Consider the following 14061-nt stretch of genomic DNA (forward strand, 5'->3'; position numbering starts at 1 on the left):
GGTGGTAGTATATAACACTTAAGTGTGCTTTGTCAAGACATAAATATAAATAATGGCTATAATTTTATACCGGATAAGCGCCATTCGCTGTATCTGCAATTGTTTGATCTACTTTTGTCTTTTGAGCCTGACGATATTTAAAGAACTCAGTAGCTACCTGAGGGAATAAAGCATAAGATAAAATATCTTCATCCTGCTCTTTATATTGAATCATTTCTGCCTCTATCTTCTTAAGTTCCGGTTCTAAAAGATCGGCTGGACGGCAGGTAATTGGTTTATCATCTCCAATTGCCTTCTTTTGAACTTCTGGATCAAATGGTTTTACTGTCTGACCATATTCTCCACGAAGTACTGCCTTACTTTCTTTTGTCAGCATCTTATAACGTTCTCCGGCTAATACATTAAGTACTGCCTGTGTACCAACGATTTGACTTGAAGGAGTTACGAGAGGCGGTTCCCCGAAATCTTTACGTACTCTTGGAATTTCTTTTAAAACTTCATAATATTTATCTTCTGCTTTTTGTTCTTTTAATTGTGAAACCAGATTGGACAACATACCACCTGGTACTTGATATAATAAAGTCTTTATATCAACCCCCATAACCTTTGGATTAAGAAGACCACTAGCCAATGCTTCATCCCTCATTGGTCTGAAATAATCTGCAATCTCAGCTAATAATTGCTGATCAAATCCGGTATCGTATGGAGTTCCCTTAAATGTTTCAACCATAACTTCAGTTGCCGGCTGACTTGTTCCCATAGAGAATGGAGACATTGCCGTATCAATTACATCACATCCAGCTTCTACTGCTTTCATATAAGTCATTGCAGCCACACCGCTTGTATAGTGAGTATGAAGTTGAATTGGAATTTTAACAGCTTCTTTCAATTCTGTAATTAATGAAGTTGCTTCATAAGGAACCAATAAACCTGCCATATCCTTTAGGCAGATAGAGTCTGCACCCATTTCTTCAATTCTTTTTGCCATACTAATATAATACTCGTGAGTATATGCATCTCCTAAAGTATAGGAAATTGCCACTTGTGAATGAGCTTTTTCTTTATTTGCTGCCTTTACGGCACATTCAAGATTTCTCAAATCATTTAACGCATCAAAAATACGAATAATATCAATACCATTAGCGACAGATTTTTGTACAAAGTATTCAACTACATCATCTGCATAATGACGGTACCCTAAAATATTTTGACCTCTAAATAACATTTGAAGTTTTGTATTCTTAAATCCTGCTTTTAATTTTCTAAGCCTTTCCCATGGATCTTCTTTAAGGAAGCGAAGTGATGCATCAAAGGTAGCTCCACCCCAACACTCAACCGAATGATAACCAACTTTATCCATTTTATCAATGATTGGAAGCATTTCTTCTGTTGTCATTCTTGTTGCGATAAGAGATTGGTGCGCATCACGTAATATTGTCTCAGTTATTTTAACTGGTCTTTTTGTTTGTTCTGCCATTGCGAAACCTCCTGTTTTTATAATCTATAATTATTTCCCATATGTGAAATTGCAAAACTCCTATTTACCATAGATTGCAAGGAAAGTACCAGCGGCTACCGCTGTTCCAATTACACCTGCAACGTTAGGTCCCATAGCGTGCATTAATAGGAAGTTTGTCGGATCTGTTTCAGCACCTACTTTTTGTGAAACCCTGGCAGCCATTGGAACGGCAGAAACACCTGCGGAACCAATCAGAGGATTAATCTTACCACCGGATAATTTACACATAATCTTTCCTATAATAACACCGGCAGCGGTTCCAAAAATGAAAGCTACCAGGCCTAATGCAACAATTTTTATTGTTGATACTTTTAGGAATGCTTCCGCACTTGTGGTGGCACCTACAGATGTTCCTAATAGTATAACAATTATGTACATAAGTGAATTTGCGCTTGTTTCTACTAATTGTTTTACATTGCCGGCTTCTCTAAAAAGATTACCAAGCATAAGCATACCCACAAGTGGTGCGGTTGTTGGTAAAAGAATAGATACTACAATCGTGATGATAATAGGGAAACATATCTTTTCAAGTTTGGAAACAGGTCTTAACTGCTCCATCTTGATTGCTCTTTCTTCTTTCGTTGTTAATAATTTCATAACCGGTGGTTGTATGATAGGAACCAGCGACATATAAGAATAGGCTGCAACTGCAATTGGTCCTAATAAATCCGGTGCAAGTTTTGATGCAAGATAGATAGATGTAGGACCATCTGCTCCGCCTATGATACCGATTGCTCCAGCAGCTCCGCCAGAAAATCCCATCAATAATGCTCCCAGATAAGCTACATATACACCAAACTGTGCTGCTGCTCCAAGAATAAAACTCTTTGGATTTGCTATCAATGGACCAAAGTCTGTCATTGCACCAACACCTAAGAAAATAAGTGGCGGGAAGATTCCCCATTCATCTCCAACATAAAAATAATGCAGCAATCCACCAGGAACAACATTCCCTGCTGCATCTACAGTTGGCCTTGCCATAATCTCCGGAAATAAATTAACAAGTAACATACCAAATGCAATAGGTATTAATAATAATGGTTCAAAATCATGTCTGATTGCTAAATACAGAAAAATTAACGCAACACCTATCATTACATAATTTCCCCAGTATAAATTCTGAAAAGCCATCTGGTCTATCAGACCTTGTAATGCATTACTTATATACTCCATATGTTTACCTCCTGGGTTAGTTAAAAACTAGTTAAGTGTAGCAATGATTTCTCCTGGTTCCACTGTTTGATTCTTCGCAACATTAATGCTTGCTACTACACCATCATTTGGAGCAACGATTTCATTTTCCATCTTCATGGCTTCAAGAATAACTAATACAGTGCCCTTCTTAACAGTATCGCCCACATTTGCTTTAATGTCTAAAATCTTACCAGGCATTGGTGCATTTACTTTTGTTGCCCCTTGAGAACCTGTTGGTGCCGCCGCTGGTGCTGGCGCTGCCACTGGTTGAACTGGCACTGCCGGCTGAGCTGGTGCCACTGGCTGAACTGGTGCTGCTGGTTGAACTGGTGCTGCTGGTGCTACATAAGAACCTGCTGCAACTTCTTCCACTGCTACTTGATATACTTGACCATTAACGGTTATATTATAATTTCTCATTATTGATATCCTCCTATTGATTACGCTCTAATCCAAGTTGCCTTATTTGCTTTTTTAATTGATCGTACAACAAATCCATCCGCTGGAACATTATCTCCCATGGAAGCCATGATAGCTGCTGTTATTACAGCTACTAGCTGAGCATCTCCAATTAAGTTTTCTTGTTCGCTTGCTTCGATTTGTGAAATAGTAGTATCTACTGCTTGTCTAACGGCAGTATTTGTTTCCTCTTTTTTTTTAAAGCTGTCAACTAACATAGGTATGAACTTCAATGCCCAGATAATAATTGCTAAAAAAATTAATAGTACAAAGACTATACCCATACCAAACGCTGTATCCAACAATCCTTTGGTTAAAATTTCTCCCATATGATTCACCTCGACTTTTCTATGGAAAGTATTCTGAATTGAACACTATTATTCTTACAATATATGAAAGTTATATACTAGATTGTTCCATGTTTCTTAGATGGTCTGCTATCTCTTTTTGTAAATAACATTTCATACGCGTAAATTAAATGCTTTCTTGTAGTATCTGGTGAAATGATACTGTCCACATATCCTCTTTTTGCGGCTGCTTCCGGGCTGGATTGTAATTCCTGATATAAAGCTGCCTTTTCATTGATAACAGCCAGTGCTTCTTTGGAGTTTTTAATTTCATCTCCATAAATGATCTCAGCTGCTGCCTTGGAGTCCATCATTCCAATTTCAGTACCTTCCCATGCAAAGACTAAATCTGCACCAATATGTTTAGAATTCATTGTTACATATGGGCTGCCATAAGCTTTACCAACAATAACATTTACTTTAGGGACAGTTGCGTTGGCAAATGTATAAGTCAATTTTGCTGAAGCAATAGCAATAGATTTCTCTTCTTCCACTGTTGCTTTAAATCCAGTTATATTTGTAAATGTCAATACAGGAATATTAAAAGCATCACAGATTGAAACAAATCTTGCTGCTTTATAACATCCAGCGCTTGTTAAAAGACTATCAAACTTCTCAGTTGCCTTGAAATTTGAATCAAGAATTTCAGTACGGTTAGCTACAGCTCCTACTGTCATTCCATTTAAACGAATAAACCCGGTTACCATTTCTTTTGCATAATCTGCTTTTACTTCAACAAAAAAACGGTCATCCGATATTTCGCGAAGTGCTACTGCAGTATCTTTAAGATCTATACCTAAACTTGGTACGACACGATTTAAATCATCCGTACATTCTTCATAAGAAGCATCATCTTCATTGTTTGAAGGCAAAATAGTAATTAAAGTCCTAATTTGAGCTAAAACAGAAGCATCATCTTCACCAACAAAATCCACTACACCTGCATTTGCTTGAAATTCAGCCTTGCTGGTATCTAGCTTTGCTGTATAATTACCATCCAGTGCATTTGGTGAACTAACAAATAGATTTGCTTGCTTTGTCATAAATGTAAAATCACTTAATGAAGCAGACACTGAAACACCACCACCACTGTGGCCAAAAATACCAGTAATTTGTGGAAGTACACCAGATGCCAAAGATTGTTTTAAATAAATCTCTCCAAATGCATTTAATGCATCTGTAGCTTCTTGAAGTCTCAGACCTGCACAGTCAACTAATCCAATCACAGGTGCTCCAACTTTTAATGCCAAGTCATAAATATGTGTAATTTTTTTTGCATGCATTTCACCAATGGTTCCATTTAATGAACTGGAATCTTGACTATATACATAGACCAGGTTGCCATCAATAACGCCATAACCGGTAATTACACCATCTGCAGGGATTTCTTTTTGCTGCAAGTTAAAATCAGTACTTCTTTTTGTCACCAAAGCGCCAATTTCAACAAAACTATTATCGTCAAGTAAAGAGAGTATTCTTTCTCTTGCTGACAATTGTGCTGTGTTACTCATTTTAAGCCCTCCAATTTATATTTTTTTAAAGTAAAACCAAAATTCCACCGATTATAATTGTATACCTTTTTCTTATAAATTTCAATATAAATTACTATATTTTGCATATTTTTTAACAATTATACAGTATTCAATAAAATCACATTTTTAGGGGATAAAAATTGCATAATTCGAATTTCATCCCTCATCATCTACCATTCTATATCCCACTCCCACTTCTGTAATGATATATTGGGGTTCTGCAGGATTTTTTTCTATCTTGCGTCTTATATTCGCCATATTTACTCTAAGTGCTTGATTTTCATTTATAAATGGCCCCCATATTTCTTTTATGATGCTTTCATGAGTTAAAACCTTTCCTATATTTTTCGACAGTAATGTAATAATTTTATATTCAATTGGTGTTAAATGAACGATCTTATCCTCTACTTTAACGATTCTTTTTTCGTAGTTAATGTTAAGATTGCCAATGGATATTTCTGACTCTGGGGAATTATTGCTCATTTTATTACTATGTCGGATCCCAGTCCTTATTCTTGCCAGTAGTTCAGAGGTACCAAATGGTTTTGTAATATAATCGTCCGCTCCAAGATCTAACGCTCTGACCTTATCTTGTTCATATTCCCTTGCAGAAACAACTATTATAGGAAGAGTGCTCCAGGAACGAATTTGTTTAATGATTTCTTCTCCATCCATATCCGGTAATCCTAAATCAAGTAGGATTAAATCCGGGCAATGGGATGTTGCCAGTGAGATTGCATCTTTCCCATTATTTGCTTTAATAACATTATAATTATGAGTCGTTAAGATAGTTGATATGAAATTGCAAATTACAGTTTCATCCTCAACTAACAAGATTAATAATTTATGATTCACTATCTGTCCCTCCTTCTAATGGTAAGGCAAATCTAAATATAGCACCGCCGCTTATATTATTTTCAACTTCCATTTTTCCATGGTGAGCTTTGATTATAGACATGCAGATTGAAAGTCCTATTCCCATACCTCTTGAGGAATCCGAGGCTTTCTCTTTCTTTGGATTGAAATTATCTAATAGATAAGGCAGATCCTGTTCCGTGATTCCTTCCCCATTATCGCTTATTTCAAAAATCGCTGTATCCTGTTCTTTCTTTACGTCTACATTAATTTCTATATCTACTCCCGAATGTTTAATTGCATTTTCCAATAAATTTATAATTACCTGCTCGATTAATATGCCATCCATTGGAACAATTAAAAGTTCATCGGGCACCTTCACATTTATCTTACAATCTTTAAATCTTTTTCTTGTCCTTCCAATTGCTGCAGCTACAATTTCTTCTGCTGCTTCTGGACATTTCCTGACTTCGCTGGACTCTCCGTTGATTCTTGTGACAGATAAGAGATTTTCAACCATTCGTATGAGCCATTGTGATTCTTCTTTAATATTAGATATCAGGTTCAATTTCGTATCTTTATCTAAAGTATCACTATTTTCTAAGATCGTTGAACTTGCTCCTAAAATTCCTGTCAGGGGGGTTCGTAAGTCATGAGAGACAGCGCGCAGCAAGTTGCTTCGCATCTTTTCTTTCTCAGACTGAACAAGAATAATTCTCTGTTTATCTGATAGCTGTTGGCGTTCTAATGCCATTGCTGCGATTGAAACAATCATTCTTAGAAATAGGAGGTTGTTCTGATCTATAAAGGAGCCATTCATACAGGATAATCCAATGACACCAAGTACTTGTCCTCTTGAAATGACAGGTATATAGAACACTTCTGACGCCATTTGGACCTCTGTTCCTGCCCCTGCTCTCTTTTGATTTAAAAATACCCAGTGAGCTACTGCTTTTTCAGCTTCAGACATCATAAAATCCATATCTTCCTCTTCTTCATATTTCATTAAAATTCCCTCTGCTCCATTAAAAGGATCGCTGATATAAAATATGACCGAGCGACGAAAAATTTTTATTATATATTCATTGGTCAGATGAACAATGTTCGTAAGTCCGGTAGTTACAAGTAGTTTTTTATTTATCTCATATAGTATTTCTGTTCGTTTTTCCCGTTCAAATGCATAATTAGCCTGTGCTTTCACTCTGACAGTTAACGTACTAGTCGTAAGAGCTACAAACAGCATAATGGTAAATGTAATGAGATCACCCTTTTGTATTGCTATAAATGAATAATATGGTTCTGCAAAAAGATAATTAAAGATTAAAACACTAAAAACAGACCCTGCAACACCATAAATATAACCAGTGGTAACCCTGGATATAATAAGAACAGATAATATATACATCAAAATCATATTTTCATTCTCTATATGAATCCTATTTAAAAATAGCGAGATCACACTTGCACAAATTAGAGTGAATAAAGTAATTCCCGTATCTTTCCATGTCAATACAGGTTTAATCAATAAAATCTTTGGATTCTTACGATATGTCTTAGTAATATTATGATCCGGTAATACATGAATTTCTACGTCAGGTAAAAGAGACATCAATTTATCTTCCAGATCCAACTTAAATATGTTTATAAATGTTTTTTTATTTCTACTTTTACCTACTGCAATATCAGTAGTACCTGTACGTTTTGCATATTCCGCAACAGCCATGGCAATATTATGCCCATTAAGAGTAACTACTTCTCCCCCTAACTGTGTAGCAAGCTCCATATTAGATTGAAGGCTTTTCTTTTCACTGTCTTTTAAATATAAGCCCTCATCACTCTCAACATAAACGGCTGTCCAGGCCGACGAAAATGTTTCTGCATTTTTCTCCGCCCAATAAATACATTTTGCAGAGGTAGGTGAACTGCCTATACAAACAAGGAACTTCCTTGTTTCAGTAATTTTATCCATATCCATACTCCTTTTAAATTCTTATTCATTCAAAAGAAACCCTCGTAAGTTATACGAAGGTTCCTGTCATTTTATCTAAAAATACTTTTGAATTTTTTACGGATGCTTCTTTCCTTGATCTCAATATATCATGATTTACCATAGTTTGTATATCATCTTAACTAAATTCTAATTAAGTGAATATGTTATTGATCTATTTTCCTAATCCGTTGCTTTAAAACCATTGAGAATTATAACTCTTTGCATTTTTCATTACAATATATATTCTGAATCCTTAACACAATCTTTATACCATAGCTTACTGTTATCATTCGTATTAAAAGAGGATATTGCAAAGTATAAACATCTACTATGGGATCATTCAGATACTTATTTTGCACTATCCCCTTATGAATAATTATTCTAAAAATTCATTTATAACTTTATCGAAGCACCATTTAAAATCAATCTTTTCAACATCTCCATTGGTCACTATCGTGTCTACCTTACATATCTTGCCATCTACTAAATACTTAATTTCACCAACAACTGTTCCTGCTTCAACAGGAGCAGCCAGTTTATCTTTAAGTTCATATTCTGTCTCAATGATTTCATCATCTCTCATAAGCATTCCATATTCAGGTCTCTTAACTTCCAGGCCGACCATTGCAGTTTGGCCGATATACTGAGTCTGGCCATCTTCAACCATGATTGGTTCTAACTTCCCTTGATTCAGCTCAATCTCATCAAAAGTGCGGTATTTATAATTTGCCAATCCATAATTCATTAATTTTTTAGTGTCTACCCATTTATATCCTTTATTATTTGGCCAGCCACAGGCAAGTAATGCAACAATAAAAGTCCTTCCATCTCTTTCAAGTGCACCTACGTAACAATATCCCGCTTTTCCTGTAAAACCGGTTTTACCGGATAAGGCCCCATCCATCATAGTAAGAAATGCATTATGATTTCTGCAGGAGAAAGAACGCTTTCCTTCAATATCAGAGAATGTATGGTTCGAAGTCCTTGTAATCTTTAGAAATTCATCTTTTTTGGAAGATTCTTTGATACAATAGCTCATTATCCTTGCAAGATCAGCAGCTGTAGTAGAATGTGCTCCCTGACCATCTGTTGCATCCAATCCATTTGGTGTCACAAAATGTGTATCTTTGCAGCCAATTTCCTCTGCTTTCTGGTTCATAAGCTTTGCAAACCCTTCTACAGAGCCCCCAATATGTTCTGCAATTGCAACCGCTGAATCGTTGTGGGATTCCAGCATGAGTGAATACATTAAATCTCTTAGTTTATATTTTTCTCCCGTCCTTATATTCAACTGAACATCCGGCATTCTTGCTGCATATGATGATACAGTTACAACATCATCCATATTTCCATTTTCAAGAGCGATAATTAAAGTCATAATTTTAGTTGTACTTGCCATTGCTAATTTTTTATTACTGTCTTTTTCATAAAGAATCCGATTATTTGAAGCATCTAATAGAACAGCTGAAGTTGCATAAAGTTTTATATTTTCCTGTTCTGGCTTTTCCTTATTTTCTTCCTTTTTTTTGTTTTCTACATCTGTAGAATCCTTATTGTCCTGCCCATTTAAATCTTCCTTTTGTTCTGAATTATTTTCTTGCTCCATGCTGATACGAGAAGTATTATTTATTCCATCACTGATACCATCAGAATTTATTTGATAAAAATAATACCCGTAAGAAACAGAACACATTAACACTCCCACCAGAATAGAACTTTTAATCTTTTTCTTCATATACCCAACCTAATTAATTTCTTATTTAAATGTATAAATCATAATTGTTTTTTATTACTATAAAATTTATGGTCCTCCGGAAAACATATTACAATCTAATAAAAAGACTATTTTAAAATATTCTTCTCTCAGCTTATACAGAAGTTATATTTTAAAATAGCCTGTTTTTATGATATTTATACTATTATTTTCTTTTAAAGTTATTCATTGCAATGGATAACATTAATTTTATACGATTCAGCTGATTTACATGAGATATTCCTGGGTCATAATCAATGGGGACAATATTAGTCTCAGGGTATTTCTCCTTTAAAGGTTTAATCATCCCTTTTCCGGTAATGTGGTTAGGAAGACAGGCAATCGGTTGAACACATATAATATTTTTTACTCCATTTACAAGAAATTCAATCATCTCTGCTGTCAAAAGCCATCCTTCACCCGTCTGATTTCCAAGAGAAAGGATGGAGGATGCAATTCCTGCCAGTTCTTCTATGGATGTTGGAGAAGTAAATCGTTTACTTTTATCTAATTCTTCCTTCATTACTTTACGATAGCTTGTAATATAATTTGCAAAAAAATCATTCATCTTTTTATTTATTTTATTTCCCGCAAGATATTTATATTTGAAATTATAATTATAGGCAGAATAGAAGAAAAAATCCGTTAAATCAGGAACGACTGCTTCTGCACCACTATCTTCTAACAGACTGACAATATCGTTATTGGCAGTAGGATGATATTTTAACAGAATCTCACCTACAATACCTACTTTCGGTTTCTCTATCTCTAACAACTCCAGATTTTCATAATCTCTTATGATTCCCCGGATATTTTTGTGATACTTTCTTTTATTATCCAGTCTGATACTTTCCTTTATTTTTTCTTTCCATTTTTCATAAAGAGCTCCTGAAGCTCCTTTTTCTTTTTCATAAGGCCTGGTTCTATTTATGACTCTCATTAACAGATCCCCATAGATTAAAGCCATAATACACCGGTTAATAAGACCGATCGAAAATTTAAAACCTGGTTGTTTCTCGAGACCTACTGCATTTAATGAGATAATAGGCACATGCTCAAAGCCTGCCTGCTTCAAGCCGAGTTTTAAGAAACCAATATAGTTAGTGGCTCTACAGCCACCACCAGTTTGCGAGATGATCACTGATGTGTAACTGGTATCATATTTACCGGATTTTAAAGCTGCTATGATCTGGCCCACTACAATAATTGCTGGATAGCATGCATCATTATTTACATATTTCAGGCCTTCTTCCACTGCTTTTTGATCTATTGCCGGTAAAACCTCTAATTGATACCCGCAGGCTCTTGTAGCTTCTTCAATGAATTCAAAATGGATTGGAGACATTTGAGGTGCCAGAATAGTATGTGTCTTTCTCATTTTCTTTGTAAATGGTACTTTATGATAGGACATATCTTCCGTCTCCGGTTTATATTTCTTTCTGTCTCTTTCTTCCATTGCTGCTTTTAAAGATCTGATCCTAATTCTGGCTGCACCTAAATTATTGCCTTCATCAATTTTTAACATGGTATACATTTTTCCGCCGGATCCAAGAATCTCTGCAATCTGATCTGTAGTAACAGCATCTAACCCACATCCAAAAGAGTTTAGCTGTATCATGTCAAGGTATGGCTCTTTTGCAACTAAAGAGGCAGCTCTATATAATCTTGAATTATATACCCATTGATCCACAACTCTTAAATGATATTTTAATGGCTCAAGATGGGATATACTATCTTCTGTTAAAATTGCCAGATCATAAGAATTAATGATTTCTGGAATTCCATGATTGATTTCCGGATCTACATGATATGGCTTTCCACACAAAACAATACCTTTCTTGTGGTGCTTCCTTAAAAATTCTAATGTTTCTTCTCCTTTCTTTTGGATATCTTTCTTGTATCGTTCTCTTTCCCTGCCTGCAGCTTGTACTGCTCTTGTTGCTTCTTCCATTGTCACATTAAATTTAAAAAATTCATCAATGATACGATTTATAAGTATCTTTTCATTATCTAAAGAGAAAAAAGGCCCCATAAATTTTACATTATTTGCTTCTATCGCATCAATATTATTCTTGATCACTTCCGGATAGGAAGTTACTACAGGGCAATTGTAATGATTATTTGCATCATGAAATTCTTTTTTTTCATAAACTATGGATGGATAGAAAATTAATTTTACCCCTTTTTCTATCAGATCCATAATATGCCCATGGGTAAGTTTAGCCGGATAGCAAACAGATTCAGATGGAATAGTTTCTATCCCTTTCTCATATAGCTTCTTCTCTGATATCCCAGACAATTCTACCCGAAATCCCAGTTCTGTAAGCAGCGTAAACCAGAAGGGATAATTTTCATACATATTAAGAACCCTTGGGATTCCAATGATCCCTCTTTTTGCATCTTCTAATGGTAATGGTTTATATTGAAATGTCCTTAGATTTTTATATTGATAAAGATTTGGGAGTTCCTCATATTTATTTTTATCTAAACCTGCTCCTTTTTCACATCGATTTCCGGAGATAAATCTTTCTTTCCCTGAGAAACTGCTGATGGTTAGTAAGCATGTGTTTCCACATTTTTTACATCTCTTATAATCTGTTGAAATATTAAAATCTTCTAAGGATTCCCCGGTCATTAGTGTGGATACATATCCTTCTTCATATCTTTCTCTCCCTATTAAGGCTGCACCAAAAGCTCCCATTAGACCGGCTATCTCTGGTCGTATTGCATTTTTTCCGGATATTAATTCGAAACTTCTAAGTATTCCATCATTATAAAAAGTTCCGCCCTGCACTATGATCTTCTCGCCCATATCCTTATCATCCCTGATCTTAATGACTTTAAACAGGGCATTTTTAATGACGGAATAGGATAAACCTGCGGAAATATCTCCAATGGTCGCTCCCTCTTTTTGAGCTTGTTTTACCCTGGAATTCATAAATACAGTACATTTTGAACCTAAATCAACAGGAGCCTTTGCATATAAAGCTTCTTTTGCAAATTCGGATACTGTCATGTTCAAAGAACTGGCGAATCCTTCAATAAATGAACCACATCCGGAGGAACAGGCCTCATTCAAAAGAATATTATCAATTGCTCCTTTTTTTATTCTTAAACACTTCATATCCTGTCCACCAATATCCAGGATGAAATCTACCCCAGGCAGGAAATACTCTGCTGCTTTATAATGAGCAATTGTTTCGATTTCACCTAAATCTACATGCAGTGCTGCCTTAAGTAACGTTTCTCCATATCCGGTAACCACAGAATGAGCAATCTTTACATCCTTTGGAAGTTTTCTATATAATTCTTTTAAAATATTAATTACTTTTCTTAGTGGATCCCCTTCATTGTTTCCATAATAAGAATATAAAAGCTCTGCTTTTTCTCCTATGAGTGCTATTTTCGTGGTGGTAGAACCGGCATCAATTCCTAAAAATGCCCTGCCTTTATATTCTTCCAGAGCCATTCTTTCTACCTTCGATTTATTATGTCTATCTTTGAATAATTTATAGTCTTCCTCACTTTGAAACAGTGGATCTAATGTATGAATATTATTGTCAGTAATATTTGTAATTGATGCTGCCTTTTGTGTCAATTCCTCCAATGAAATTATATTCTTTTCTTCTGACAGGAGAGCTGCTCCTATTGCCACGAAGATCTGTGAATTATCCGGCGTTATCATTTTATCTTTGGATAGTTTTAAACTCTCTGCAAATCTTTGCCTGAGTTCGGATATAAAATAAAGAGGGCCTCCTAAAAAAGCAACCTTTCCTTTGATTGGTTTTCCACAGGCAAGACCACCAAGCGTCTGATTGACTACAGCCTGAAAAATGGAAGCTGCGATATCTTCTTTCCTTGCTCCATCATTAATCAGAGGCTGTATATCTGTTTTGGCAAATACTCCGCATCTGGAGGCAATTGGATAGATTACTTTATAATTTTTTGCCAATTCATTTAACCCTAAGGCATTTGTATTTAGCAGGGTTGCCATCTGATCAATGAAAGCGCCGGTTCCTCCGGCACAGCTTCCATTCATTCGATATTCCAATCCGCCTTTATAATAGATGACCTTTGCATCTTCACCACCAAGTTCAATGACCACATCAGTTTTTGGTATGAGTGTTTCTACGGTTTTAGAACATGCCATCACTTCTTGTACAAAATTTAAGTTCAGCCACTTAGAAACAGAAAGTCCTCCTGAGCCAGTAACACTGACAGTACAGGAAAGATTCCCTAATGCTTCATAGCAATCCCCTATCAATTTGATTATCGTACTTTTTATATCTGACATATGTCTTTTATATTCACTGTATATCAATTCATTTTTCTCGTCCAGAATTACAATTTTAACTGTAGTTGACCCTATATCTAATCCTAATTTATAAATACTCATATATAACTCCTTTTAA

9 protein-coding genes are annotated in these 14061 nt (G+C 35.4%); all 9 read right to left on the reverse strand.

All coding sequences use genetic code 11. From position 1 onward, the window contains the following. Positions 1-64: 64 nt before the first annotated feature. The 9 genes from EDD66_RS07005 to EDD66_RS07045 all read right to left on the reverse strand — a co-directional run bounded on the left by EDD66_RS07005 (position 65) and on the right by EDD66_RS07045 (position 14045). Positions 65-1477, reverse strand: a complete 1413-nt coding sequence (locus EDD66_RS07005) for an oxaloacetate decarboxylase subunit alpha (RefSeq protein WP_123608842.1) — start codon at positions 1475-1477, stop codon at positions 65-67. A gap of 60 nt (positions 1478-1537) precedes the next feature. Next, on the reverse strand, positions 1538-2692 hold the full coding sequence (locus tag EDD66_RS07010; protein WP_123608843.1) for a sodium ion-translocating decarboxylase subunit beta: 1155 nt from the start codon (positions 2690-2692) through the stop codon (positions 1538-1540). 27 nt (positions 2693-2719) lie between these two features. Beyond that, on the reverse strand, positions 2720-3133 hold the full coding sequence (locus EDD66_RS07015) for a biotin/lipoyl-containing protein (protein WP_123608844.1): 414 nt from the start codon (positions 3131-3133) through the stop codon (positions 2720-2722). Positions 3134-3153: 20 nt separating this feature from the next. Beyond that, the gene (locus EDD66_RS07020; protein ID WP_123608845.1) at positions 3154-3501 is read right to left on the reverse strand and encodes an OadG family protein; all 348 of its coding nucleotides are present in this window, start codon (positions 3499-3501) and stop codon (positions 3154-3156) included. 77 nt (positions 3502-3578) lie between these two features. Next, positions 3579-5030, reverse strand: a complete 1452-nt coding sequence (locus EDD66_RS07025) for an acyl-CoA carboxylase subunit beta (protein ID WP_123608846.1) — start codon at positions 5028-5030, stop codon at positions 3579-3581. A 177-nt stretch (positions 5031-5207) separates the two neighbouring features. Continuing rightward, complete coding sequence (locus tag EDD66_RS07030) at positions 5208-5906, reverse strand: response regulator (protein ID WP_123608847.1); 699 nt, start codon at positions 5904-5906, stop codon at positions 5208-5210. After that, positions 5896-7875 (reverse strand): DUF4118 domain-containing protein, encoded by a 1980-nt coding sequence (locus EDD66_RS07035; protein WP_170164273.1) that lies wholly within the window; start codon positions 7873-7875, stop codon positions 5896-5898. The genes EDD66_RS07030 and EDD66_RS07035 overlap by 11 nt, the downstream gene beginning before the upstream one ends. Before the next feature lie 397 nt (positions 7876-8272). Next, entirely contained in the window at positions 8273-9631 is a 1359-nt protein-coding gene (locus EDD66_RS07040) for a D-alanyl-D-alanine carboxypeptidase family protein (RefSeq protein ID WP_243115322.1), read from the reverse strand. 184 nt (positions 9632-9815) lie between these two features. Further along, a complete protein-coding gene (locus tag EDD66_RS07045; protein ID WP_123608849.1) occupies positions 9816-14045 on the reverse strand; it encodes a 2-hydroxyacyl-CoA dehydratase in 4230 nt (1409 codons plus the stop codon). Positions 14046-14061: the final 16 nt, after the last annotated feature.

It is taken from the genome of Mobilisporobacter senegalensis, from assembly GCF_003752155.1.
Lineage (GTDB): Bacteria > Bacillota > Clostridia > Lachnospirales > Lachnospiraceae > Mobilisporobacter > Mobilisporobacter senegalensis.

What these genes read in the sequence shown, in the direction of transcription:
- EDD66_RS07040 (WP_243115322.1), bottom strand. Translation starts at nt 9,631, where the DNA reads ATGAAGAAAAAGATTAAAAGTTCTATTCTGGTGGGAGTGTTAATGTGT.
- EDD66_RS07015 (WP_123608844.1), bottom strand. Translation starts at nt 3,133, where the DNA reads ATGAGAAATTATAATATAACCGTTAATGGTCAAGTATATCAAGTAGCA.
- EDD66_RS07025 (WP_123608846.1), bottom strand. Translation starts at nt 5,030, where the DNA reads ATGAGTAACACAGCACAATTGTCAGCAAGAGAAAGAATACTCTCTTTA.
- EDD66_RS07045 (WP_123608849.1), bottom strand. Translation starts at nt 14,045, where the DNA reads ATGAGTATTTATAAATTAGGATTAGATATAGGGTCAACTACAGTTAAA.
- EDD66_RS07035 (WP_170164273.1), bottom strand. Translation starts at nt 7,875, where the DNA reads ATGGATAAAATTACTGAAACAAGGAAGTTCCTTGTTTGTATAGGCAGT.
- EDD66_RS07010 (WP_123608843.1), bottom strand. Translation starts at nt 2,692, where the DNA reads ATGGAGTATATAAGTAATGCATTACAAGGTCTGATAGACCAGATGGCT.
- EDD66_RS07020 (WP_123608845.1), bottom strand. Translation starts at nt 3,501, where the DNA reads ATGGGAGAAATTTTAACCAAAGGATTGTTGGATACAGCGTTTGGTATG.
- EDD66_RS07005 (WP_123608842.1), bottom strand. Translation starts at nt 1,477, where the DNA reads ATGGCAGAACAAACAAAAAGACCAGTTAAAATAACTGAGACAATATTA.